This window comes from Bacillus sp. NPDC093026 (assembly GCF_044754665.1).
GTDB classification, from domain to species: domain Bacteria; phylum Bacillota; class Bacilli; order Bacillales; family Bacillaceae; genus Bacillus; species Bacillus maqinnsis.
Genome location: NZ_JBIVPN010000009.1, coordinates 30,982 through 56,454 on the forward strand (window position 1 = coordinate 30,982; position 25,473 = coordinate 56,454).

A 25,473-nucleotide genomic window follows, 5' to 3' on the forward strand; every position below is an offset into this window, starting at 1 on the left:
TTGAATGCATGAAGGACCAGAATTTCTAGCAAAAGGAAGAAAGCAGCTAGAAGCTAGCGGATGTGCTCTTTTTAAGTACGTTCAATTCAAGAATTGACAAATGGTGTGACAGCTCTTAAAGAGAATACAGCGTATGAAGCTCGATTTCTGCTCCTTTGTACTGGACAAGGAACTGGATTAAAAGGAGCCAAATCCTCTGGAATTCAAATGGTTTCAAATGAAGAGCCTTTTACAAAAGAAAAGATGCTGATTGATGATCAGCATTACACATCGATCAAGCGGATTTATGTAGCTGGCATTTGTACAGGCATTTCCTCCCAAGCAATGATTGCGGCTGGACATGGTGCTCAAGCTGCACTCAATCTCATTAGTGAGATAGAGGGAGTCGTACACATATTCATTATTCAATTACTGTCCGTCAAAGGGGAATCTGAAGCAGTTATGAAGAGGGGGGAGAGAGATGAACAAGTTTATTGCTGAATTACAATCAATGATTCATCATTTTACATTTCATCAAAAAGACTATTTGCTCGTGGGACCAGTGACCTTGCCGATCTCTATTCAACATGAAGAAGTGCAATTCAAATGGTACGCGTTTTCACCTGTTGATCAAGACGTAAAGCCAACGATTGAGACAATTGTACAGATGAGTACCACACAACAAACATTTTCCTCTTGCCTCTTATTTGGCGATTTTGATAATGAGGTGCCGCCACTTGTGCGAATTCATAGTGTTTGCCAAACAGGGGATGTATTTGGATCACTGAAATGTGATTGTGGACCACAGCTTGCTTTATCGCTGAAAAAGATAAAAGATTATGGCAAAGGGATGCTGGTTTATATGGCCAACCAAGAAGGGCGTTCCATCGGTCTTATGGCAAAAGCATTAACGTATAAATTGCAGGAAATGAAACTCGATACGTTTGAGGCCAATCGCCTCATCGGCTGTGGAGATGATGATCGACATTACGAGGAAGCAGCCGCCGTTTTACAATTTCTAAATCAAGGGAAACCATTGCACCTTTTGACAAACAATCCGGATAAAGTCGACTCGATTGCTGCTTACGGTCTTCATGTTTTACGGTTTGATCATACGGTAGAAGCATCTGAATATAATGAAGCTTATTTAAAGGCGAAGGCAGCCTCAGGACACATGGTTGATGAGAAGAAGTTAATAAATCAGTAGGAGTTCAATTAAAGAAGGCGGGAGAAAAGCGTGAAACTCGATATCAATTGGATTAAAATCCCCAGTGGCTATGCAACGATTGGAAGTAATGAAGAAGATATGAAAAAGGCATCAGAGTATTGGAAGGACAAGCTCCTAAACCCAACATATGGCCGTGAAAAAAAATTTCAGAAATGGCTGTACAAAGAATTCCCATCATATCAGCCGTATATCAACGAATTTTTTATATCAGACACTGTTGTAACCAATGAACTGTATCAAAGCTATTGTGATGATACAGGTCAGACATATCCAGAGAGCTTGACGAACATTGAGCTAGGCGGGGGAAAAGATCATCCTGCTTGGGGCATGGAAATTGATGAAGCATTTTTATTTTGTGAGTGGCTGAGCGGGAAGCTTGGATATGAGATTTCGATACCTAGTGAGGAAGAGTGGGAGTATGCCGCCCGTGGAAATACGAGAAATCAATATCCGTGGGGAGACGAGTTCCATCCGTCTTATTGTAATACACATGAGGCAGGCATTGGAAAAACAACGCCTGTACGCCATTACGAAAAAGGCAGATCCCTTTTTGGACTTTATGATATGGGAGGTAATGTGGAGGAATGGGTAAATTCTACTTACCATGTGTATGAAGGCGGTATTGAGGTAGTGGACGATTTAACAGAAACGCTTGGCAACGATTATTACATTCTGAAAGGCGGCTCCTTTGCAAGAGGTGGAGATTTATGCAGAGTGGCAAGAAGACATGGAAAACACCCTGATCCAGTTTTCCGTTTTACTGGTTTTCGTCTAATCACACGTGAAAAACAAAATATTAAGGTGGGAGTGTAAAACTATGCATAGAGGACCAATTACATCTGTTTTATCATCTCAACATGACCAAATTGTATACACTGGTGGATATGATCGCTGTATTTATAAATGGGACCGGACAACAGGAGAAGGGACTTTCATTGGCAGTCATGACCACATCATCAACTCCTTATCACTTTCTGAAAATGAAAAATATCTGGCTAGTGCTTCTTCAGACTACACCATCCAGCTTTATGATACAGCTACCGATACATTGATTCGAACACTATATGGCCATGCGGATGATGTAGAAGCGGTCGCATTTGCAAAGCAGGATACCTTGCTTGTATCCGTATCGAGAGATAGAAGATGCTTAGTATGGGATATTGAAACGGGTGCTATTTTAAGGGAATTTCATGGACACAGTAAAGATGTGTTGGCCGTTTGGGTCCATGGTGATAAAGCCTATACAACAGGTGATGATGGCTATGTACTAGTATGGCTATATGAGACAGGGGAAATCGTTGGTGAAATTGGACCTTTTGATTATGAATTAGATACGATTAGCGGAAGCAATCAAAAAGAAGTTTTTGCTCTTGGCAGAGACGATGGCACAGTAATCATTTATGATGCTACAACCTTACAAGAGAAAAAAATCATAAAAGCACATTTACAGGGCGTTAAGCGTGTGAACTTTTCTCCAAGCGGCAATAATTTGCTAACAGCTGGTTATGACCATCTGATTAAGCTGTGGAACTATGAAACCGGTGAATTGATCCATACACTGTTGCCTCATAAATATCAATGGGAACGCTCACTAGTCTGGACTGAAGACGAGAAGGCAATATTAGGGGCGAGCTTTGGAAAAACATATTGTGAATGGTCAATTGCAGAAGGCAAAGTGATATCAGACGATCTTGAAATGGCCACACCGTCTATTAATGATATTGCGATTACTGAAGCTGGAGATATTATCACTGCATCAGATGACGGAAAATTCAGAAAAAATGGAATTGAAATTGCCAAATCAACAGGCGTACTGACAAATGGGGTGGCCGTCGCAAGGGATGGAAGCTATTATGCGTGGGGGGATCATGCAAGTCAAGTGCATATTGTGCATGAACCCTTGCAACAAATGGTCTCTTTTGATCTCAACACAGGACCTGTAAACAGTGTGTATTTTCACGAGGAGGATCGACAATTCTACATTGGTACTTACGGTGGTTATGTCCATGTGATCTCAACAGAACACTTAAAGGAAATTGGTAGGGCAAAAGCACATGATTGTGCTGTAAAAGCGTTAAAAGTAGAGGGAGAGTATATTATCACAGCGGCAGTAGCAGGGACCATCTGTCTGCTAGATAAGAAGAGTTTATCATTAAAAGCGGAATATATAGGCGCAACAGAACTATTAAATGATGTGTTTATTGACAGTAAAAGAGATCGTATTGCTATTGTAAGCCGTGACAAAAATGTCAGACTGTTTGATTTGCATACAGGAAGAATATTAGCCCAGCACAATCAGCACCAATATTCCATTAAATCAGTCACTGTCACCGATTCTGGCTATATTGTGAGCGGTGATTATTGGGGATATATCGTTGTATGGAATCCAGATCTAGATTACAATTCCGGCCCAATCAGAATTGCTCAAAATGGGATTAGTGCCATCAGGCAATTGAAAAATGATGTGTATGCAAGCTCATATGACGGCGGTATTTATCATATTAGAGAAGATGGTACGCATACGGAAGTGTTACGCCTATTTGAACAATTTCCTAAAGAAGTGATCTCTCATTAAGAAAAAGTACTAAAGCGGGGGATTCTCATGATAAGTGTTTGCAAGGAACATATGAAAAAAGGCCTGACCGTACTCAATTGCCCGCATGTTCTCCTTATTAATAAATATGAATTGCGCAAATGCTGTTTCTGTAAACAACGAGCATCGTATAAACTATTCTATTCCTTACCTTACTATGATCGCTCTGAAAAGAAACGAATGGAAAAAATATAGCACATGAGAATAGAACTCCTTCATTTCTTGAAGGAGTTCTTTCCCTTTAAAGATAAGAAAGGAGTTTAAGATGAAAGACGATGTATTTTATATGAAATTAGCCATCGCTAATGCAAAGGCAATGAAAGGACAGACATCACCAAATCCGCTTGTTGGCGCAGTACTTGTTCAAAATGGTGACATTGTGGGGATTGGTGCCCACCTCAAAGCAGGTGGACCACATGCGGAAATTCATGCACTCCAAATGGCTGGAGAGAAGGCAAAGGGGGCTGACATGTATGTGACGCTTGAACCTTGTACTCACCACGGAAAAACAGGACCGTGTACAGAAGCCCTGATCAAGAGTGGTGTAAAACGTGTATTCATTGCGACTAAAGATCCGAACCCACTCGTTGCAGGAAAAGGGATCTCCCTTCTTAAGCAGGCAGGCATCGAAGTAGAAGAAGGATTGTGTAAAAAAGAAGCAGATCGATTGAATAAGCCTTTTTTTCATTTGATTCAATCTGACATTCCTTATGTCATACTGAAATCTGCTATATCAATAGATGGAAAAATAGCAACGGCTCAAAAAGAAAGTAAATGGATTACAGGAAAAGAAGCAAGAGAAGATGTGCAGCGTTTACGTCAAGAAGCAGATGCGGTAATAACGGGAGTAGAGACAATTATTCAAGATGATGCAAGTCTAATTGTAAAAGATAAATTAGTCGCCCAACCAATCCGTGTCATTTTAGACTCAACATTAAGAATTCCACTTCAATCTAAATGCTTAACTGATCATATGGCGGAAACAATTATTTGTACGTCAAGAACGTACGATGAAAAAAAATATCATCAGCTTGTGCAGAAAGGTTATCAGGTTTTTGTGACAAACGGGGTACACCGGACAGATTTATATGAAGTGTTAAAGATGCTCAAAGAACGCTCCATCATGTCGGTACTTGTAGAGGCAGGCGGCAGCGTTAGTGCATCGTTTCTAGAAGCATCACTGGTCAACGAAGCCGTCATCTATATGGCACCTATATTGATTGGTGGACAGGATGCGCCTACTTTATTTGAAGGAGAGGGTGTGAAAAAGCTGAAAGAAGCGATCACTCCAGTTGAAATTGAATATAGTATGGTAGGTAAAGATCTGAAAATGACGATGAGATTTGATTAAATAACTGACCTTGTGCAATGTGCACAAGGTCTTTTCAATATTTTCAAATCAAAATAAAAAAATGTACATACACCTTTTTTCAAGGAGTTGAATACGATGGATGGGGGTGATTCTATGAAAAGATGTCGACGATGTGGAAATTCATATCCAACTCATTCGAAAGACCATTACCAAAAAAGAAGCTGGTACGATGCGTATAAGGATGATGGATGGGAATGTGATAACTGTAAGAAAGGAAAAGTCGGCAAACAAGGAAAACCAGTGAAAAACCTTTGTTGTGGAAAAGATCCGTGTGTTTGTGTAAATCAAAGTCGATCAGGAAGCAGAGGGCGGAGAGGTCCAGCGGGTCCGACTGGTCCAACGGGTCCAACAGGACCAACAGGACCAGGAGTAGGAGCAACCGGAGCCACCGGAGCCACCGGAGCGACCGGCGCAACAGGGGCGACCGGAGCAACAGGAGCCACCGGAGCGACCGGAGCAACAGGAGCCACCGGAGCGACCGGCGCAACAGGGGCGACCGGAGCGACCGGCGCAACAGGGGCGACCGGAGCCACAGGAGCCGCCGGAGCAACCGGAGATACCGGAGCGACTGGAGTAACAGGAGCAACAGGGGCAACAGGGGCAACCGGAGCGACCGGCGCAACAGGGGCAACAGGGGCAACCGGAGCGACCGGCGCAACAGGGGCGACCGGCGCAACAGGAGATCCCGGAGCAACCGGAGCCACCGGAGTAACTGGAGCCACCGGAGCAACCGGAGCCACCGGAGTAACCGGAGCCACCGGAGATACCGGAGCGACTGGAGTAACTGGAGCCACAGGAGCAACTGGAGCGACTGGAGTAACAGGAGCCACCGGAGCAACAGGGGCGACCGGCGCAACAGGAGATCCCGGAGCAACAGGAGCCACCGGAGTAACCGGAGCCACCGGAGATACCGGAGCGACCGGAGTCACTGGAGCCACCGGAGCAACAGGGGCGACCGGCGCAACAGGAGATCCCGGCGCAACCGGAGCCACCGGAGCAACAGGGGCAACAGGAGCCGCCGGCGCAACCGGAGCGACCGGCGCAACAGGGGCAACCGGAGATACCGGAGCGACCGGAGTCACTGGAGCGACCGGAGTCACTGGAGCAACTGGAGCGACTGGAGTAACTGGAGCAACAGGAGCCACCGGAGCGACCGGAGTCACTGGAGCGACCGGAGTCACTGGAGCGACTGGAGTAACCGGAGCAACAGGTGATACCGGAGCGACCGGAGCGAGTGCGATTATTCCGTTTGCATCAGGTTTACCTGTTGTTTTAACAACGATTGCAGGTGGTCTAGTTGGGACATCTAGTTTGGTTGGCTTTGGTAACTCTGCAACAGGTGTCACCATTCTAGGTGGTATCATTGATTTAACTGGTGCAGCCGGCACTCTATTAAATATGGCATTCTCTGTACCAAGGGATGGGACCATTACTTCATTTGCCGGATACTTTAGTACAACGGCAGCATTGGCTTTAGTCGGCACGAGTATTACGATCACAGCTAGCTTATTTGCTTCACCGACACCGAATAACAGTTTCACTCAAGTAGCGAGTGTCACGTTGGCACCGCCATTAACTGGGATTTTAACTCTTGGTGCCATTTCAAACGGTATTGCAACTGGTCTGAATGTGCCAGTGACAGCAGAAACAAGATTACTTGTTGTATTCTCTGCGACAGCAACAGGCGTATCCTTGATTAATACTGTGGAAGGTTATGCAAGTGCTGGTTTATCCATCACGTAATAGAAACAAAAGGATGGCTCTATAAGAGTCATCCTTTTTTGTTCGAATGAATTTTCTCTCAATATGGAGAGAAAAAAGTGATATGATTTTCTTAGGTCATATTCTATTTATCTACTAGAGCTAGGGGTTGTGGCGGTGAGGATGGGCAAGAAAAAAGTTACACTACAAACGAAAATATTGGTTCTGATTATCGTGCTTTTGCTCTTTGTCATTGCTTTATTGACCATTTGTTTTGGGTTTCTTCAAACATCAGAAAGGCAGGGACAATCTGAACAGCTTGCGGTGCAAACCGCTAGAACCATATCATATATGCCGCCAATTAAAACATCGGTGGCAACATCAACAGCGTCTCAAAATGAAGAGCAGGCTGTACTTGAGCAAATGAAGGAGCAAGTGTCAGCACACGCAATTTTTATCACCAATCAAAAAGGAAAGGTGCTTTTTCATACGAACCGTAAACATGTAGGGAGAACGCTCAGTTTATCTGAAGGGAGGAGTACCTTACTGTTTGGGGGGACTTCCATTTCTGCTGGTGATTCTGACGGTGAGACCGTTATAAGAGGTAGTGCTCCGATGATAAAGGAAACTGGACAACATGAAGAAATAATCGGGACAGTGACCGTTGAATTTTTAAAAAGAGAGATCGATCAAGCCACTGCTCATCAACTGATGAAACTCAGTTATATGGCACTTCTCGTCTTGCTCCCTGGAATATTTGGGGCTATTTTCTTAACAAGAAGTATTCGAAAAGATACATTAGGGCTTGAACCGCATGAAATTGCTTCATTATATCGCGAGAGACAAGCCATGCTGATAGCAATTAAAGAAGGAATTATTGCGTTTGATCGCAAGGGAACTATCACGATGATGAACACATCCGCTGAAAAAATGCTGCATGTTTCTTCGGAACTGCCTCTTCATATTGATCAAGTTCTGCCAAAGGCAAATCTTCTATCCTATTTAACTTCAGAGACAATTGAACCTAACATAGAAACGGTGGTGAAGGATAAAACCTTTGTCTTAAATGTCAAAAAAGTGGTGCAGGAAAATAGAGTATTCGGGGGTATTGTGAGTTTTCGTGAAAAAACAGAGCTGACGAAACTGCTTGATACATTAACAGAGGTGAGTCAATATTCAGAAGACCTTAGAGCACAAACGCACGAGTTTTCAAATAAACTGTACGCTATTTTAGGCTTACTTGAGCTGAAACAATTTGATGAAGCCATCGAATTGATTAAAGAAGAATATACCCTGCAAAATCGTCAGCATGATGTATTGATGAAGCAAATCCGTTCACCTAAAATACAAGCCATTTTACTTGGGAAGTTAGGAAAGGCGTCTGAGAAGAAAGTACATTTTCACATTGATGAGAACAGCTCGTTGGAACCGCTTCCGCCACACATGAGCCTGTCTCATTTTATTACCATCATTGGCAATCTCGTAGATAATGCATTTGAGGCTGTCTTAAATAAGGAGAGACGAGAAGTTGATTTATTCATCACAGATATTGGATTTGATATTATTATAGAAGTTTCCGATTCAGGTGATGGAGTGAATGAAGAGGAGCTAAAGCACATTTTTACAAGAGGTCATTCATCAAAGGGAGAGGGACGAGGTTATGGTTTAGCTAATGTTAAAGAAGTACTAGACGAACTTGGGGGCTGGATTGAGGTAACGAACCAAAAAGAGGGCGGTGCCATATTCACTGTATACATACCGAAAGGCATAGAGGGGGAGTAAATTGTGATTAAGGTACTTATTGCAGAGGATGATTTTCGAATTGCTGCAATACATGAATCATATATACAAAAGTTACAAGGTTTTCAAGTCGTAGAAAAAGCAAAGAGTGCAAAGGATATGTGGGATGCTCTACAAAAAGAAAAAGTCGATCTCATTTTACTTGATGTGTATATGCCTGATGAGCTCGGTACAAACCTTTTACCGCTTTTAAGAGAACGTTATCCAGAGATAGACGTAATCATTATCACTGCTGCGACAGAAACCATGCTTTTAAGAGATGCACTGCATTACGGCGTGGTTCATTACTTAATTAAGCCAGTGACGGCTCAAAAGTTTGCTCAAGTCTTAACCGAATATAAAGAGAAGAAAGATCTGATCAACTCAAAAAATGAAGTGAATCAAACGATGATAGATTTATTTTTTGGTCACATGCATGAAGAACAAAAGGACGACCGAGACTTACCAACAGGGATTAATTCACTTACCTTGGACAAAGTGAAAAAACTGATGGCATCAGAAGAAAACGGAATTACAGCTGAAGAGCTTGGAGAAAAAATGGGCGCTTCACGAACAACAGCGAGACGTTATGTTGAATATCTCGTCACGACAGGAGAATGTCGAGCAGAGCTTGCGTACGGTATTATAGGCAGACCTGAAAGAAGATATTATCCTGCCAAAGGTCAAATGGAGTCCTAGATGATGAAAAAAATTATACTTCCAGTGTTTATCTTCTGTCTCTGTGTGCTGCTGACCTTTGATGAAAAAAAGGCAGAAGAATCTTTTCTGCAGCACAGTCCTATCTATATCGTTGTCTCTGGTGTTCCAGACGGTGGATTCGACCAAACTGCCCAGGTGATGAAATCAGTGCTTGAACAAGAGAAACTAATTGAGCAGCCTGTGCACATTCTTTATCAAAGAGGCGGGACGGTGGATAAAGGATGGAAATTTATGATGAATCGAGATGCCAACTATATCAGCTTAAATTCGAGTTTACTGTTAAGCCGTAATTTACTTGGCAGCAGTAATGTCACAATGAATGATTTCACACCACTTGCCATCCTAGCTGAAGAATGGCAAGTAGTAGCGGTGCCTATCAATTCTCCTTTTTTAAATGGAAAGGAGCTTTTGACAAAATTAAAAAACAATCCAGATTCACTGAAGATTGGTTTTGCTCCTGATTTTGGGAATGACGATCAAATCTCGTTTGCACGGGCAGCTGAAATGGCGGGAATTGATCCGTATCGAATTCAGTTTTTAAAATTTAACAGTGCAGATGATTTATTTCAGGCGCTGATCAACCATGAAATTGATGCAGCAACCACAACCATCACGGAGGTTCGTCATGATTATGAAAAAAAGAAGCTCAAACTTATTGCGACGACTACAAGTCAGCGTTTAGAGGGATTTGAAGATGTTCCTACTTGGAAAGAGCAAGGGATTCCGCTCGTCTTTTCCCATTGGCGGGGTGTGATGGGACCAAAGAAAATGAATCAACAAGAAGTGCGTGAATGGGATCAGTTGCTTCAAAAAATGACTCAAACAAAAGAATGGAAAAAGCAATTAAAGCAAAAAGGCTGGACAGGTCATTATATGAACAGTAAAGATACAAAGGTGTTTATGGAAGAACAATTGAAACGATATGAGCAATTCATTCAAGGAGAACAAGCGGTCAAGTGAGATCGCTTTTTTTATAAGATGAGGTTGAATTGACTTTTGAACAAAATGAACAAAAAGCACTTAACGAACGAAAAAGAATTAAAATTCATAATATTTACTTCAATTTATTCGTCAGATATGATGACAGAAAGGATTGGAAAAAGGATGCCAACATATAATGAAAGCGTATACAACATAAGGGGTGAACAAAGTGTTAGCTATTTTAGGATTTCTTATGATGATTGTATTTATGATTCTTATTTTGACGAAACGTATGTCTGTTTTGACTGCACTGGTATTGACACCAATTATATTTGCTCTCATTGCAGGCTTTCATTTTACTGAAATTTCAGACATGATTGTGAAAGGCGTTCAGCAAGTTGCTCCGACAGCTGTCATGATTATGTTTGCCATTTTATACTTTGGTATTATGATTGATGCGGGTCTTTTTGACCCAATGGTTGCAAAAATTTTAAAGATTGTAAAAGGTGATCCTTTAAAAATTGTCGTTGGAACAGCTGTACTAACAATGCTTGTCGCTCTTGATGGTGACGGAACAACGACATATATGATTACAACAACAGCTATGCTTCCGTTATTTACGTTACTTGGCATTCGACCCATTATTTTAGCGGGAATTGCCGGTGTAGGAATGGGGATTATGAATACGATTCCATGGGGAGGGGCAACGCCAAGAGCGTCGAGTGCGCTAGGAGTCGATCCATCACTTTTATTTGGGCCTATGATTCCAGTGATTGGTGCAGGTGTTTTGAGTATGGTGATTGTTGCTTACTTTCTTGGAAAAGCCGAAAGAAAACGTCTTGGCGTGATTGAACTAGAGCAGCCGATTCATGCAAATGAAATGGCAGCGGCGCTGCAAGATGACATCAAACGGCCGAATCTATGGTGGTTTAATCTCTCGCTTACATTATTATTAGTGCTTTTTCTTGTATCAGGTAAAGTCAGTTTAACTGTTCTGTTTGTACTTGCTTTCTGCGTGGCCATTATGGTGAACTATCCGAATATAGAGCAGCAGAGAGAGCGAATCGCCGCTCATTCGACAAACGTTCTTGCGATTGCGTCTATGATTTTTGCTGCGGGTGTTTTTACAGGCATTTTAACAGGGACGAAAATGGTCGATGAAATGGCGATCTCCATTGTATCTTCCATTCCAGAGCAACTCGGCGGATTTATCCCTGTCATTGTCGCATTAACAAGTGGAATCTTTACGTTCTTTATGCCAAATGATGCATACTTTTATGGAGTGTTGCCAATCCTATCAGAAACAGCATCAGCATATGGTGTCGATAAAGTCGAGATTGCGAGAGCGTCTATTATTGGTCAGCCGATTCATATGTTAAGTCCACTTGTCCCGTCTACTCATTTACTTGTTGGACTTGTGGGGGTTTCACTTGATCAGCATCAGAAATTTGGGATGAAATGGGCTGTGCTTGCCGTCGTCGCAATGACAGTCATAGCGGTCATTATTGGTGCTATTTCTATCTGGTAATTAAACGAGTGTTCTGCTGTATGGCAGGCACTCTTTTTTAGTCAAATTGCTGAGCCAAGTCCCTCCATTTGTCCGGGATTTGACACTTTTGTTGTTTTTTCTAATCAACGAAGGGAGAGAATAGCGATGCTAGTTGCTACTGCATTCTTTATTGCAAAAAGTATGACGACTGTGACCCCAGGCTTCAGTAAATGCAGATACCCCTTAAAGCCAAACAGAAATCCAACTTGAGGCAACATGGGCTGAAAAGAAACAGTAGCTACCAAAAGGAACGAAGGTCTACTTAACGGCGCAGCCGCAAACAAATGTGCTTCTAATTGCTCTTGAACCTGAATCAAAAGATAGTTACATTCTCAGCAGGATTTATTCCTTCGAAAGTAGGAGATGAACTCCCAGTATACCGTTTTCTACTCAATAAAAATATTCTGGGTATCAAATTAAAAAGCGACACAATGCGTGCCGCTTTTTCTATCTTCGTCCAGCTCTAATATCATCTGTCATGCCTTCATAAGGTGCTTCTGCAATAATCGTTTCATCATTGACGCCTGCTTGGTTCATATACGTAATGTCTGCGAATTCAGGAACAACATATTTAGGGTACGTTTCATATTTTTCGCGGGATTCTTTCATCAGATCGATGTAATCATTTTGATAACAAACGGTGATATCTGGTCGTTCATGCACCCATTTTGGGAAGAAGATGACACCGTGCATACGTTTTTCCTCAGGCATAAAGTTCAATGAAACATCTGTCCCAGTTGGTTCAGTCCAAGATACTTTGTAGACTCCTTTAGTCAGCTTCACAATATTGACCTCTTGATCACGAACCCATCGGCCGCCAACCATCCCGCTATGGATACGATAATCAATGGTGTGATCATTTTTAATGTAAATCTCATATTCCCAACCATTCTCATATGTATAAATCATATGAAGTCCAACGAATTGATCCATGTGTATTCCTTCTTTCCACAAAATAATAATGTCATTATTAACATGTAACTATTTACATGTTTATTTTAATATTTATGGTATACTATTGTCAAAGAAAACACGTTGGAGGCACATAATGAGAGTACTAAAATTCGCTATTCTTGGTTTACTAGATCAGCGTGATCTGACTGGATACGATATCACCAAGCACTTTAAGGATACCCTTGGACAGTTTTGGAGTGCCAAGCACAGCCAAATCTATCCAGAGCTCAAGCGTCTAACAGAAGAAGGATTTATTCAATTTGATGTTCACATACAAGGGAAGAAATTAGAGAAAAAGGTCTATCAAATCACCGATGCAGGGAAGGTGGAATTGGACGAGTGGCTAAGGACAAAAGGCCCGATTCCTGAGACAACAAAGGATGAATTCATGCTGAAAACATTCTTCATCTCATCTATGGACAAGAAAGATGCAGTCGAATTGTTTACACATCAACTTTTGGAACGGACTAAGAAGGTGGATATGCTTGAACATAAGCTAAAAGTCTTAACTGAGGAAGACCCTTCAGTGCAATTGCTACATTCCGTGCAATTTGGGCATTTTTTAGTACTGACAAGAGCGATAGAAAGAGAAAAAGGATATGTTCTTTGGCTCCAAAAGACCCTTCACTTCATCAATCAATAAATCATCAATTGATTTGATAAAAAATGGTTTGAAACTAGTGAATTTATCAATAGAAACCGCTACAATGAATATATTCGTATTAAAGTGAGGCGAGTATGTTTGAATAACCAAGAAACGTTGTGGAATGAAGCAGAAGCTTTTATTTCTTTATGCTATGAAGAATTAAACAAGTCAAACGAAGAGAAAGTAGCACGTTTGCATGAAATAAAAGAAGAAATTGAGTCTGCGGGTGTTTATACTCACACAACAGAAGAATTAACTCATGGAGCCAAAATGGCATGGCGCAACAGCAATCGTTGCATTGGCCGCCTGTTTTGGTCGACTTTGCATGTGCATGACTGCCGGCATGTGAAAACAGCGGACGAGGTGAAGGAGGCACTCTTTCATCATATTGAATATGCCACAAATGGTGGGAAAATTAGACCTTCCATTACGATATTTCCACCTGAGCATCACAGGCAGCAGGAAGTCGTCATCTATAATCATCAGCTTGTTCGTTATGCTGGGTATGAGACTGAATACGGCATCATAGGAGATGAGGCATCCCTTGAACTGACAAAAATTTGCGAAGCTCATGGCTGGAAAGGGGAACGTACACATTTTGATATTCTGCCTCTTATGTTTCAGATGAAAGATCAGCCGCCGGTTCTTTATGACCTACCTAAAGAGATCGTCTTGGAAGTTGATATAATGCATCCTGAATATGAAAAATTTCATGATCTAGGACTAAAATGGTACGCCGTTCCAATCATTGCCGATATGAAACTAGAGATTGGCGGTATTCATTATAACGCTGCACCGTTTAATGGCTGGTACATGGGAACAGAAATTGGTGCACGTAACTTAGCTGATGAACATCGCTACAATATGTTAAAAAAAGTCGCTTCTATCTTAGATTTGGACACAACAAAAAATGCGTCTCTCTGGAAAGATAAAGCCATTGTGGAATTAAATGTGGCTGTGCTTCATTCCTATCGTGAAGCAGGGGTTACGATTGTAGATCACCATACTGCTGCACACCAGTTTAAACAGTTTGAAAAGCAAGAGGAGAGGTCCAAGCGTCGGCTGACAGGGGATTGGACATGGCTCATCCCACCGGTATCGCCTGCTGCCACTCACATTTTTCATCGAAATTATGAAAATGCGATCGTAAAACCAAATTATTTTTATCAAGAAAAGCCATATAAACGGGTAGAAAAAGCCTAGCTTCTAGCGAGGCAGATTGTAGAGAAACTCGTGTTTTTCTACAATCTTTTTTATTTTTAACGTAGATTGATAAAGCCCTCCCACACACCTAGCTTTGAGTTGTGTAGCAATCTTTTTCATGTTTTGACATGCGGCTGTGAGAAGAACTTGCTCACTCACATTTTGTTTTCCCCTCAACCGGCAGTAGCGAAGCCCATGCAGTTGTTTTCAATCTGCAAAGCTTTGCTCTATTTTTTTCTTTTTTTGTATCGCTCTTTTCCAAAGCCAGACAGCCGATTTTGTCTGACTTTTTCTTTATGTTCCTTTTTGCAAATAATCCTCTTGTTGGATGAAAACGTCTATGTGCGATGACACCAAAAATACGACGATCCGATAAACCTTTACAAATTGTGATTGTCAAATAACCACAATCAAGGGCAACAGCCTCTACTGAAAACCCAAATCGACAGCACTCGTAATCATATGAGTGGTATTTTTATATCTTTCTCCCTATTTAATGACAATCTTTGCATTGGTAAAATTGTCCTTATCAATGAATAGGAGGGAGTGATTTCTTCTGGGGAAAATACTTGATGCCAAAGCACTAACAAGCGCTATGGAAGAAAGAGCCAAGCACTATCAGGAACTCCGAGAACAAATGATAGATTTAAAAAAGGCATTACAAGGTGTAGCCAATCTCGGTGATGATTTCACGGGAAAAGGTGCCGACAATATTAAAAGTTTTTATCAAGAGCTTGCTGAAAATGTAGACATGTTGATTAGCTTTATAGATAAACAAAAAGCCTTTCACGAAGGTGTTGCGGGTACACTTGAAGATGCCAATTTCGGCGGTGATACTTTTATTGATGAACACTTTTTAGAAAATCAGGTAGAGATGGGGTTAAAAAACGCCAAAAGCATTGTATCTGATCAAAAGAAGGCACTAGAAACCATTTTTCAGGATATAGATGATCTCATCTCTCTTGATGTGTTTGATGATCAAATCTTTGATGAAAAGATAACGGATGCCGAAGACGAACGGAAAAAGACCGTAAAAGATTTAAACGAATTAGACCAACATCTAAAAGATGAATACGCTTTGTCAGAGACTGAAGAGCAGGCTACAATGGCATTGTACGCCGAAATGATGAATGCGACAAATGACGGAAAAACCATTTCACCGATGAATTTTGATAAGAAAGCGTATCAAAATAGTGAAATCTACAAGGCAAAAAGCGATATTGAAAAGCAAACTTATGAATATTTGAAAATCAAAAAAGAACAGGAAGAAGCCCGCAAGATTGCAAAAGAACAAGAAGCACTGGCGAACCGTCCTTGGTATGAAAAAGCACTTGATGATGGCGGTATGCTTTTGAATGAACTGACCGGAGTGAATGACGCCAAACGAGCCGCAACAGGTATTGACCCGATCACAGGTGAAGAACTCACTTCAGGACAGCGAGTCGCGGCAGGCGGAATGGCAGCAGCAGGTTATATCCCAATTGTCGGCTGGGCAGGGCGCATTTTCAAAGGCGGAAAGGCTGTCTATAAAACCACCCAAGCCACATCAGCCGCAGTCACAGCAGTCGATATTTACAAGACATCGCAAAAGTCTTTTGACGCATTGAAAACCTCCCAAAAAGGCTTATATGGTCTCACCGCCGCCAACGGCTTCAGCGAAGCGATTACAGGCAGAGACATGTTTGGAAATAAAATCTCGAAAGAACAGCAGGAAGTGAGTATGAATGCGGCGCTGGGGATGCTTTTGCCGTTTGGGGCGAAAGGATTTAAAAGTGATTTAGCTGTAATTAAAGAGCCTCAATATATACCAAAAGATGCTAATGGTAAAAATGTAAGCCTTCCAAAATACGAGAATGGGAAACTAGTCAATGGAACAGTCCATAAACCAGATTCACAGTTTCCTCACACACAAATTGGTTATAGAAAAGGGCGTAAACAGGGTTACATTCAAACCCTTGAATGGGGAAAAGACGGTACACCCATACAAAGAACAGATTGGACAAATCATGGCAGAGGTGACCATGCAAATCCACATTCTCATCCTGCAGTCTTTAAGGATGGATCTTGGAGTTTTAAAGAATAATTTTTGGAGGAGATTTGAATGGGTCTAAAAGAATCAGAATTTCTGTTGAAAATAAGGGGTTTTGAATATTTTAATGATGAGTTATCTTGCTTAGGGGAGCAGCTTGCTAAAATTTTATTTTGCATAAAGGGATTTAAACAGGATTATCAATGGTTTGTATTTGATGTTTTTGGCTCAACTCATTCTTCTCTTTTTGAGTTATTCCCAACTCAAGATTTGAGTGCGATGTCAACAGATGAATTAATAGATAGTGTAAATCAAATTGTTCAATTTGAATCAGGAGTCTTTATAGGTTTTCAAAAAGGTTTACAAATTGAATGGGATTTAAATTCTACGCCAGAAACAGAAGAAGATGAGGGGATCCAACACCCTTTAGCGGAAATTGAAATACGTGCGTTTGACTTTTCTTATTTTGAAGTTTACGGTAATGATAAAAACCTTAAGGAATATTTGGTTCAAAATCTCAATAAGTAAGATGAATGCGGCAAATGACGGAAAAACCATTTCACCGATCAATTTTGATAAGAAAGCGTATCAAAATAGTGAAATCTACAAGGCAAAAAGCGATATTGAAAAGCAAACTTCTGAATATCTCAAAATCAAAAAAGAACAAGAAGAAGCCCGCAAGATTGCGAAAGAATCTTCTAAATTAAGTCATAAGATTGAATTAAAAACAGATTCTGATTTTATAGTAACTCTAAAAGAATTATATCTTCTAAGTTGAATAATGCAAATATATTTATTGAAAATCTTGTTTGTTGTCCGCTTTTTTATTGGGAGACCCGCCTATTCCTTATCAAAGGTGATGAGGGATGTGGCCTTACCAGATGGCATTCTCAGTTTGGATAGCTGGTAGAACTGTATCTAGGATAGTTTTTCTTTCTAAAAATATGATCAATACTTGGTATTTATGGTTTCTGATATATATTAAACTAATGAGGTAGAAGGAATGAAAAAAATACATCATGGGAATGGCTTTGCAATTATAGAGACGGACGGAGAATATCAAATTTCATGAGCGCAAGGACCATACAATGAGCCAGTTTCTTATCCTATTTCTAAACGACATATGAACAAAGCGTTAAATCAAGTCAAGATGCACATGAAGTAAGATTTACGCAGAGACATCCTGAGGTGGAGGCTTTGGCAGATTCAGTGAGAAAGACGGATACAGCACACATAAAAAAACCGTACATCAATCATAAGATGTACGGCTCACATTCACTTATGAGCTCGCTTATTTTGCTCAAGAAGATTTGCTAGAAATAGGTTTTGAAGCTTTGAAGTTTTCTACCTTCATGCTTTGTGACACCAAGCTTTTTCAACTCTGCTACATACCAGCCTTTGCTACCATAATGCATGATAGAAACTCCTTTCAAATTGAAACTGACTGCATTGTAACATCTCAAAAAAGAGGGTGAACAGTGTGCAGGCTTGAAAAAATGAACACTGATTCTATCTGCCTATGATCCATGTGCTGAAAATGAGAAATTATGAATTTGGCGGATTGAGTGTGACAATGATCATTCCAATTGTCATGATCATTAAGACAACGCCAAGATAAGTCATCATTGATTGTTTCTTCTTGAGACCGACGACCGTTAAAATAATGCTTTCAATTAAAAAGATCACACCTATGATGGTGAACCACATATCCATTAAGACCCCTTTCGCATATCTTTGCCTATTTTACCACAGGCTTTTTTGTTTAGTCATGCTAGATTCGTGAAGGGAACATGAAAAATCCCCTCTAGATTGTAGAGGGGAAAATGACTTAAAGTTTCGTTAAAATAATTGGTTCGTCTTTTGTGATCACGATCGTATGCTCAATTTGTGCCACAAGGCTTTTATCTGGCGTTTTAAATGTCCAGCCATCATCAGCCTGATAAATGGTTTCAGCATTTGTTGAAATGAAAGGTTCAAAGGCAATCACCGTTCCATTTTTAAATAATGCATTATCGAATGGGTCATAATAGTTCAGAATATGATTTGGTGCTTCGTGCAGACTTTTCCCAATGCCGTGTCCTGTCAAGTTCTTAATAACAGTAAAGCCTTGTTCTTTTGCTGTATTGTAAACCGCACGACCAATTTGATTTTGTCTTTTACCGGCTTTCGCATGCTTCAATCCTTCAAGGAACGCATCTTCAGCACATTGACATAATGCTTCAAGACGAGCATCGCCCGTGCCTAGTACAAATGAAATACCTGTATCGGAATAATAGCCGTTAAGCTCTGCTGATATATCAATGTTAATCAGGTCACCCTCTTGTAAGATGGTTTTCTCACTTGGAATGCCATGTGCTACTTCATCGTTTACACTAATACAAGTTGTACCAGGGAAATTGTATTCCTTTTCAGGAGCTGAATTGGCTCCATGTTCTTCTAATATTTTTTTACCAATCAAATCTAATTCCTTTGTTGACATGCCTGACTTCGCTTGGCTTTTCATCTCTTCTCTTGCCAAAGCGACAATTCGACCGACTGTTCTTAATGCTTCTAGCTCATGGTCATGTTTGACAATCACTGTTCATTCCCGCTTTCTATATCTTCATTCTATTCAATAGCTTACCATATTTTAAGCAAAAAGAGTAAAGGACAGGATTTCGATTGATGTGGACAAATTGGTATAGATAACTAGATGTGCATATGATATATTTTTTATGAACATCATGAAAGATTGAGGTCATGATGATGACGAAGGGGGGAGAATTCAGATGGTGTTTCAGTTTTTTCAAAAGTTAGGAAAATCATTTATGCTACCAATCGCTGTACTTCCTGCGGCAGGAATTATTTTGGCAATTGGGCGGGAGGATGTATTTAATATCCCGTTTATTCATGCAGCAGGAAATGCAATTTTTGCGAATTTGGCGTTAATTTTTGCGATGGGGGTGGCCATCGGTATCTCAAAAGATGGCAATGGAGCAGCCGCATTATCAGGGGCCATCTCCTATTTTATTTTGACAGCGGGAACGACTTCTATTAACTCGACCAACAATATGGGGGTATTGGGCGGTATTTTATGCGGGCTCTTGGCAGGTTACGTTTACAATCGATTTAAGGATACGAAGCTCCCAGAATACTTAGGATTTTTTAGTGGGAGACGGCTTGTGCCGATTGTCACAGCACTTTTCACTATTATATTAGCGGCCGTTTTCGGATATGTTTGGCCTCCGATTCAAAGTGTGATCAATGATTTGGGGGAATGGATTTTAAGCCTTGGAGCAACTGGAGCAGGGCTGTTTGGTTTCTTTAACCGTTTGCTTATTCCACTAGGGCTTCACCATGTGCTCAATAATTTATTCTGGTTTCAGTTTGGGGAATTCAACGGAGCAACAGGTGATTTGGCACGATTCTTTAAAGGAGATCCAAGTGCAGGCGTCTTTATGACGGGATTCTTCCCCGTGATGATGTTTGGACTACCGGCTGCATGTCTTGCCATGGTGGTCACAGCAAAGCCTGAAAAGAGAAAAGCGACTGCTGGGCTCATGATTGGGATGGCGCTCACTTCTTTTATTACAGGTATTACGGAGCCAATCGAGTTTTCATTTATGTTTTTATCACCACTATTATATGGCGTACATGCCATCTTAACAGGGCTTTCGCTGTTCATCGTTAATACATTGGGAATTCATAGCGGCTTCGCCTTTTCTGCAGGCGCAATTGACTATGTATTAAGTTTCGGTATCGCACAGAAACCGATTTTGCTATTAGTGGTCGGGGTCATCTACGGCATCATCTACTTTGTTGTCTTCTATTTTCTCATTAAATTGTTAAAGTTGAAGACGCCGGGTAGGGAAGATGATGACATAGAAGATATGGCTGAAAATCATGAAGCTTCTCTTGGAGCGAGCTCGCTGTTAGAGGGATTAGGTGGTAAAGACAATATCACGACGATTGACCATTGTGCGACGCGTCTTCGTTTAACAGTAGAAGATACGGATTTAATTAACGAAGGAAAATTGAAAAAAGCGGGTGCCAAAGGGGTACTGACCTCAGGGAAATCGTCCGTTCAAATTATCATTGGGACGAATGTTGAGTTTGTAGCAGATGACCTGCGTAAGCAAGTAGATCGCGATTAAAAGAAACGTTCAGCCAAGTTGATTTGGCTGAACGCTTTTTTGTTTACGCTCCCCTATATTATGTACGCAAGTGTTGCAAGCTATATTTACTAGACGTTTTCTCGCCTTCATGTGAAAGTTGTTCGTTGGCCTAGACCGCTTTTCTCCAATGGACTCCAGTATATGTAATAATACAATGTCAAACAGTTGTTAAAGCCGCATGTAGTGATGGCATCTTAATAAAGAAAAGCATCCTCAGCTCATGCAGAGGATGCTTCAGCGTGTAGACAGTCGTAGTTAGATATCGAGCGTCGGTTCTCACGAATGTTTCATTCGCTTTGCATAAATAGCTCGGGTCTTTCAAGACTTCAAAGGTGTTCAATTCACGCTTGAAAAGAGACAAAGGGCCAAAGCCCTTTGCCGAACAATCTGGTTCTTTATCGGTGAGATAGATTAGTGTGAAGTAGAGCCGGAATCTTCTTGGGTGGACGATTCGTCCTTTTCATCCTGTACCTTCTTTGTATAGTCATAGTCGTTGCGATTAATCGGTGTAAAGCCCTTAGGCTGATAGAAACGAAGTAAGTCTTCTGTGACGATCTTATCAGATGTTTCTAACATTTTTTTCACCGTTTCGTTTTCTTGAATTGCTTTGTTTGTAGGTTCGATTTTCTCGCCTGTTTTATTACTGTAATAGTCATTGCCAACTTTCGTGTAGTCTTTTGATACGAAGTCTCCATTTCTAAATGGCACAAGCTCTTTAAAGTTTTTAGACAAGATATCAGAACCAGACATTAAATAGTTCTTCGTATCATCACCAAGCAGGTGCAGAAGAGTTGGCGCAATATCTACTTCACCAGAGTATTTATGAATCTGTCCGCCTTTCACGCCTGGTACATGGATAAACAAAGGTACACGCATGAGCTGGGCATTTTCATAATCTCCAATTTTTTGTCCTGTGACTTTTTCCATTGCTTCATGATGGTTTTCTGATATACCGTAATGATCTCCGTACATGATGATCACGGTATTGTCATATAGACCGGACTTTTTTAAATCTTTGAAGAACTGTTCAATCGCTTCATCTAAATAGTGGGCCGATTGGAAGTAGTTATTCACAACAGAATCGCCGAAATCACCAGGTTCGAAATCTGTATCACCTTCATCCATTCCAAATGGGAAATGGTTTGATAACGTGATGAATTTCGAGTAGAACGGCTGTTTCAGCTTTTTCAGCAACGGCATGGATTCTTTGAAGAACGGTTTGTCTTTCAATCCATAGTTCTTCGTATCTTGCTCATTCATATCATAATACTCAGAATCGTAAAATCTGTCATAACCAAAGGATTTAAACATTTCATTACGGTTCCAGAATGTTTTTGTATTTCCGTGAAATTCTGCTGACGTGTAATGATCCTTCTTCAAGATGCCTGGAAGTGCTTGATACGTATTTTGAGCTTTATTAATAAAAACAGAGCCTTGTGATAATGGGAATAGCCCAGTATCCATCATAAATTCAGCATCAGACGTTTTCCCTTGTCCTGTTTGATGGAAGAAGTTATCAAAATAAAACGTTTTGTTGTCATGTGCCAATGAATTTAAAAACGGGGTCACTTCTTTTCCATTCACCTTATAATCAATGACAAAATTTTGCAGAGATTCAAGGGAAATCGTAATGACGTTCATGCCTTTCGCTTTCCCATAATACGCAGGATTTGGATCTGCACGATTTGCTTTTAAATAGTTCTCTACATCTGTTACATCATTTGAGTTTGCCAGTGCACGCTGACTGTTTGATTTCACATTTTGAATGGCATCAAACACTGTAAAGTTATAAGCACCCAAGTATTTCACTAGATAATTACGATCAAAGGATCTTGATAAAAGCTCTGGGCGATCAATTTCTGCAGCGATCAAATTGATTATAAAGATCACGACAGAGGACACAAGAACGAGTCTGAATGATTTAGACCTTTGTACAGGTACAGTAGATGTACTTGTTTTTTGCTGCCTTTTCATGCGAACTGCAAGTACGATCAACACAATTGTATCGATAAAGTAAAGAATATCAGTCCAACGCATGAGTGAGAATGCACTATCACCTAATTGTCCGCCATTCGTTCCTGCCTGCATCACAACAGGCAGCGTGATAAAGTCATTAAAGAATCGATAGTACACGATGTTTGCGTATAGTAAAAAAGACATGAAAAAGTGAATCACAATGATAGCGGCAGGCTGCCATTTTTTCTTGAACAATAAAGCAAAGCCAAGAAAGAACAAGCTGGAGCTAATAGGATTCACGAAAAGCAAAATTTGCTGAAGCATATTTGATATACCAAGATGAAATTCAATTACATAAGCTGAATAAGTTTTCAGCCAAAGTAAGATGGCTGCAATCACAAAGAAGCCGAGACCTCTTTTTTGAATAAATGTTTTCATAAAAACACTCCTTTTCTCCGAAACACGGAAGAGGCGGAACGAAAGAAAACGAACCATTAGAATATACCACGAAATACTGAAATAGAAAAGTCATAACCAGCAAAGGGCGTAAAAGGCTTGTCCGAACCATAAAAGGAGACAAATCGAAAGTATTCGATGATCGAAAAATTTCTTATGAAATTTATCCTTTTATTAACAGAAAATTCAGTGTTTTTCTGTTGTTATATCAATAAAGAAGGTAAAAAGACACAAGTCTAAAGAATTAATTTAATACTACAACGAAGTTTTTGTAAGAATTTCTAGTGTTTACAGATGTTTATGCTTGTTGAGCGAAGAAAATGAACACAAGAACGAAGAAAACAGATGGATAAAAACCCTTTCATAATAATATTTTAATATATTTTATTGTTTCGTGAAATAAATGATTTCGTGGGATTTGTAAGGGTTTTATTAATTTTAAAGAATAAACAAATTATCTAGATATACTTAAGCGAACATTTCAAGACTATAAACTTTTCAATTGAGGTCGATATAGAGAATGACAGGAAATCTTCCATTGAAAGGATTGATAGTATATGACTGTACGAGAAGAGAACCTCGTTCAAAACTGGTTTCCGAGTGAGGACGGAAATGAAGAGGAGCGTAAAGAACTCGTCAAATTAATGGAACAGATCATTTCAGGAGTCGATCATCTGAAAGATCCGAACCGTGCTCACCTAAAAGGTGAAAAGAATCGTGGCGAGGATTTTTATCAAAAGCTCACTGAAACAAGTGAAATTCCGGTAAATGGTCAAAAAGCAGAACAAGTTAATGAAGAATTACTTAAGCTTTTATATAACCATCCATACCACACAAAGTATTTCTTCACGAACATTTTGCCAATGGCAAGTACACCGGGAATTCTAGGCATGCTGACTGCCATGCTGGTAAATGGAAACAACTTATGGGATGTTTATGGGCCAGCAGGTGCTGAAGCTGAGGTCAGAGTGGTTTCAATGATGTCTAAGCTCATTGGATATGATCCAAGTGTGAGCGGGGGATACACAACATGGGGAGGTCAAGGGGCTATTTTTTCAGGACTTCGTTTAGCGATTGCTAAAGTGGCGCCGGAGTCATTAAGAAAAGGTGTCCCGCAGAATCTTTATGCGTTTTGTTCTGATGCAGCACATTATAGTTTGTTTAAGTCAATGGAAGCAACAGGGCTTGGTACAAATAATTTAATCAGAATTAAAACGAATAAGGATCATTCAATGGATATGGAAGATTTGCGTTGTCAAATGGAGCGCGTTGCACAAGACGGCGGAATACCCATTTATATTGTTGCAACGACAGGAACAACAGATGCCATTGCGATTGATGATGTGAAAGGGGTACGTGAAACGGCAGAAGCGATTGCTGAGAAGTATGGGCTGAATGTGCCGCATATTCATGCAGATTCAGCACTGGGCGGATTTTTTGCTTTCTTTAATGAGTATGATATATCTGAAAACCCGCTGCAATTCTCAGGCGGTGTCATTCGTATGTTAAAAGAAATCAAAGCGAAATTCCGTCATCTTTCTCTTGCAGATACCATGTGCTTTGATTTTCAAAAGCTTGGTCAAACACCGTATACATCCAGTTTATTCTTAGTGAAGAACGCTGCTGATTTAAAGCGTCTGGATTTAGAAGAACAAGAAACACCGTATGTTGGACATAGAGGCTATGGTGAGTACCATACGGGTTATACACTCGAATGCTCAAGAATGGGAAGCTCTATCAGCATGCTGAGTGTCTTGTTAACGTTTGGAATAGAAGGTTATCAGCGCTTACTCGGTCAATTTTTAGAGGTGAATTTGAAATTTAGAGAGGCATTAAGTCAGGAAATTCCGCAAGCAGAAGTCGTAAATGATGACAACGTAGGGATGGCCACATTATTTAGAATTTATCTTGACGACTCTCCACGATTCAAAGAAGAAATCTCCGGAATGGCATCATCGATTGAAATCGAGCGGAATAATGAACTCAACAAAATGCTTTTCGAAAAACTTGGAGAGAAAAGAGACGAAATGTTCTTTGGAGATACAACGAAGTTTTTACTTGTGAATTCTAAAGAAGGTCAAGAATTTTATCTAAGTGTTAGTAAGTTTTTTGTGATCTCGCCTTATACATTGCCGGAGCATATACCTCATATCGTATCTTATCTAAAAGACGTGATCGCATCAGTTTGTGGACAATTTGAATGTGTACATGCTTAAATCAAACATGAGAGTGG

General features: G+C 40.5%; 20 protein-coding genes and 4 pseudogenes. 18 read left to right on the forward strand and 6 right to left on the reverse strand.

Features of this window, described 5'->3' with window-relative positions:
• The first annotated feature begins 105 nt into the window (after window positions 1-105).
• From ACIQCE_RS15000 to ACIQCE_RS15050, 11 genes and pseudogenes are all read left to right on the forward strand, one after another.
• Window positions 106-480: an NAD(P)/FAD-dependent oxidoreductase gene (locus tag ACIQCE_RS15000; protein ID WP_400495742.1), complete on the forward strand. Its 375-nt coding sequence runs from the start codon at window positions 106-108 to the stop codon at window positions 478-480.
• The gene (locus ACIQCE_RS15005; RefSeq protein WP_400495743.1) at window positions 461-1,186 is read left to right on the forward strand and encodes a GTP cyclohydrolase II; all 726 of its coding nucleotides are present in this window, start codon (window positions 461-463) and stop codon (window positions 1,184-1,186) included. The genes ACIQCE_RS15000 and ACIQCE_RS15005 overlap by 20 nt, the downstream gene beginning before the upstream one ends.
• 30 nt (window positions 1,187-1,216) lie before the next feature.
• Entirely contained in the window at window positions 1,217-2,020 is an 804-nt protein-coding gene (locus ACIQCE_RS15010) for a formylglycine-generating enzyme family protein (RefSeq protein ID WP_400495745.1), read from the forward strand.
• Between the two features lie 4 nt (window positions 2,021-2,024).
• A complete protein-coding gene (locus ACIQCE_RS15015; protein ID WP_400495746.1) occupies window positions 2,025-3,782 on the forward strand; it encodes a WD40 repeat domain-containing protein in 1,758 nt (585 codons plus the stop codon).
• A gap of 283 nt (window positions 3,783-4,065) precedes the next feature.
• Window positions 4,066-5,151: a bifunctional diaminohydroxyphosphoribosylaminopyrimidine deaminase/5-amino-6-(5-phosphoribosylamino)uracil reductase RibD gene (gene ribD / locus ACIQCE_RS15020; protein ID WP_400495747.1), complete on the forward strand. Its 1,086-nt coding sequence runs from the start codon at window positions 4,066-4,068 to the stop codon at window positions 5,149-5,151.
• 114 nt (window positions 5,152-5,265) lie between these two features.
• Window positions 5,266-6,915 (forward strand): exosporium glycoprotein BclB-related protein, encoded by a 1,650-nt coding sequence (locus tag ACIQCE_RS15025; RefSeq protein WP_400495749.1) that lies wholly within the window; start codon window positions 5,266-5,268, stop codon window positions 6,913-6,915.
• Between the two features lie 141 nt (window positions 6,916-7,056).
• The gene (locus ACIQCE_RS15030) at window positions 7,057-8,655 is read left to right on the forward strand and encodes a sensor histidine kinase (RefSeq protein ID WP_400495751.1); all 1,599 of its coding nucleotides are present in this window, start codon (window positions 7,057-7,059) and stop codon (window positions 8,653-8,655) included.
• Window positions 8,656-8,658: 3 nt separating this feature from the next.
• Window positions 8,659-9,351, forward strand: coding sequence for a response regulator (locus tag ACIQCE_RS15035; protein ID WP_400495753.1), 693 nt, complete (start codon window positions 8,659-8,661; stop codon window positions 9,349-9,351).
• Window positions 9,352-9,354: 3 nt separating this feature from the next.
• A complete protein-coding gene (locus tag ACIQCE_RS15040; protein WP_400495755.1) occupies window positions 9,355-10,332 on the forward strand; it encodes a tripartite tricarboxylate transporter substrate binding protein in 978 nt (325 codons plus the stop codon).
• A 190-nt stretch (window positions 10,333-10,522) separates the two neighbouring features.
• The gene (citM, locus tag ACIQCE_RS15045) at window positions 10,523-11,821 is read left to right on the forward strand and encodes an Mg(2+)/citrate complex secondary transporter CitM (RefSeq protein WP_400495757.1); all 1,299 of its coding nucleotides are present in this window, start codon (window positions 10,523-10,525) and stop codon (window positions 11,819-11,821) included.
• Window positions 11,822-12,029: 208 nt separating this feature from the next.
• Window positions 12,030-12,309, forward strand: a pseudogene (locus tag ACIQCE_RS15050) (hypothetical protein); the annotation flags it as partial.
• Here the strand turns inward: ACIQCE_RS15050 and ACIQCE_RS15055 are convergent.
• A complete protein-coding gene (locus tag ACIQCE_RS15055; RefSeq protein ID WP_400495759.1) occupies window positions 12,290-12,775 on the reverse strand; it encodes a phenolic acid decarboxylase in 486 nt (161 codons plus the stop codon). The pseudogene ACIQCE_RS15050 and the gene ACIQCE_RS15055 overlap by 20 nt on opposite strands.
• Before the next feature lie 115 nt (window positions 12,776-12,890).
• Here ACIQCE_RS15055 and ACIQCE_RS15060 point away from each other — a divergent pair, with 115 nt between their 5' ends.
• Together ACIQCE_RS15060 and ACIQCE_RS15065 are read left to right on the forward strand one after the other, a co-directional pair.
• The gene (locus ACIQCE_RS15060; protein WP_400495760.1) at window positions 12,891-13,439 is read left to right on the forward strand and encodes a PadR family transcriptional regulator; all 549 of its coding nucleotides are present in this window, start codon (window positions 12,891-12,893) and stop codon (window positions 13,437-13,439) included.
• Window positions 13,440-13,538: 99 nt separating this feature from the next.
• Window positions 13,539-14,645: a nitric oxide synthase oxygenase gene (locus ACIQCE_RS15065; protein WP_400495762.1), complete on the forward strand. Its 1,107-nt coding sequence runs from the start codon at window positions 13,539-13,541 to the stop codon at window positions 14,643-14,645.
• 96 nt (window positions 14,646-14,741) lie between these two features.
• On the opposite strand, the pseudogene ACIQCE_RS15070 reads toward ACIQCE_RS15065, so the two are convergent.
• A pseudogene (locus ACIQCE_RS15070) lies at window positions 14,742-14,891 on the reverse strand (transposase); the annotation flags it as partial.
• A gap of 349 nt (window positions 14,892-15,240) precedes the next feature.
• On the opposite strand from ACIQCE_RS15070, the gene ACIQCE_RS15075 reads away from it, so the two are divergent.
• From ACIQCE_RS15075 to ACIQCE_RS15085, 3 genes and pseudogenes are all read left to right on the forward strand, one after another.
• The gene (locus ACIQCE_RS15075; protein WP_400495763.1) at window positions 15,241-16,728 is read left to right on the forward strand and encodes a ribonuclease YeeF family protein; all 1,488 of its coding nucleotides are present in this window, start codon (window positions 15,241-15,243) and stop codon (window positions 16,726-16,728) included.
• Window positions 16,729-16,746: 18 nt separating this feature from the next.
• A complete protein-coding gene (locus ACIQCE_RS15080; RefSeq protein ID WP_400495764.1) occupies window positions 16,747-17,202 on the forward strand; it encodes a hypothetical protein in 456 nt (151 codons plus the stop codon).
• 1 nt (window position 17,203) lies between these two features.
• A pseudogene (locus ACIQCE_RS15085) lies at window positions 17,204-17,389 on the forward strand (T7SS effector LXG polymorphic toxin); the annotation flags it as partial.
• Window positions 17,390-17,949: 560 nt separating this feature from the next.
• Here the strand turns inward: ACIQCE_RS15085 and ACIQCE_RS15090 are convergent.
• The 3 genes and pseudogenes from ACIQCE_RS15090 to map all read right to left on the reverse strand — a co-directional run bounded on the left by ACIQCE_RS15090 (window position 17,950) and on the right by map (window position 19,252).
• Window positions 17,950-18,089, reverse strand: a pseudogene (locus tag ACIQCE_RS15090) (YflJ family protein).
• A 130-nt stretch (window positions 18,090-18,219) separates the two neighbouring features.
• Complete coding sequence (locus ACIQCE_RS15095; protein WP_400495765.1) at window positions 18,220-18,387, reverse strand: hypothetical protein; 168 nt, start codon at window positions 18,385-18,387, stop codon at window positions 18,220-18,222.
• Between the two features lie 115 nt (window positions 18,388-18,502).
• A complete protein-coding gene (map, locus tag ACIQCE_RS15100; RefSeq protein ID WP_400495766.1) occupies window positions 18,503-19,252 on the reverse strand; it encodes a type I methionyl aminopeptidase in 750 nt (249 codons plus the stop codon).
• Window positions 19,253-19,442: 190 nt separating this feature from the next.
• On the opposite strand from map, the gene nagE reads away from it, so the two are divergent.
• On the forward strand, window positions 19,443-20,807 hold the full coding sequence (gene nagE, locus ACIQCE_RS15105; protein ID WP_400495768.1) for an N-acetylglucosamine-specific PTS transporter subunit IIBC: 1,365 nt from the start codon (window positions 19,443-19,445) through the stop codon (window positions 20,805-20,807).
• A gap of 432 nt (window positions 20,808-21,239) precedes the next feature.
• Here the strand turns inward: nagE and ltaS are convergent, their stop codons facing one another.
• Window positions 21,240-23,222 carry a lipoteichoic acid synthase gene (ltaS, locus tag ACIQCE_RS15110; RefSeq protein WP_400495769.1) on the reverse strand — a complete coding sequence of 661 codons (1,983 nt, stop codon included), beginning with the start codon at window positions 23,220-23,222 and terminating at the stop codon, window positions 21,240-21,242.
• A 575-nt stretch (window positions 23,223-23,797) separates the two neighbouring features.
• Here ltaS and ACIQCE_RS15115 point away from each other — a divergent pair.
• Complete coding sequence (locus ACIQCE_RS15115) at window positions 23,798-25,456, forward strand: pyridoxal phosphate-dependent decarboxylase family protein (protein WP_400495771.1); 1,659 nt, start codon at window positions 23,798-23,800, stop codon at window positions 25,454-25,456.
• The last annotated feature ends 17 nt before the right edge of the window (window positions 25,457-25,473 follow it).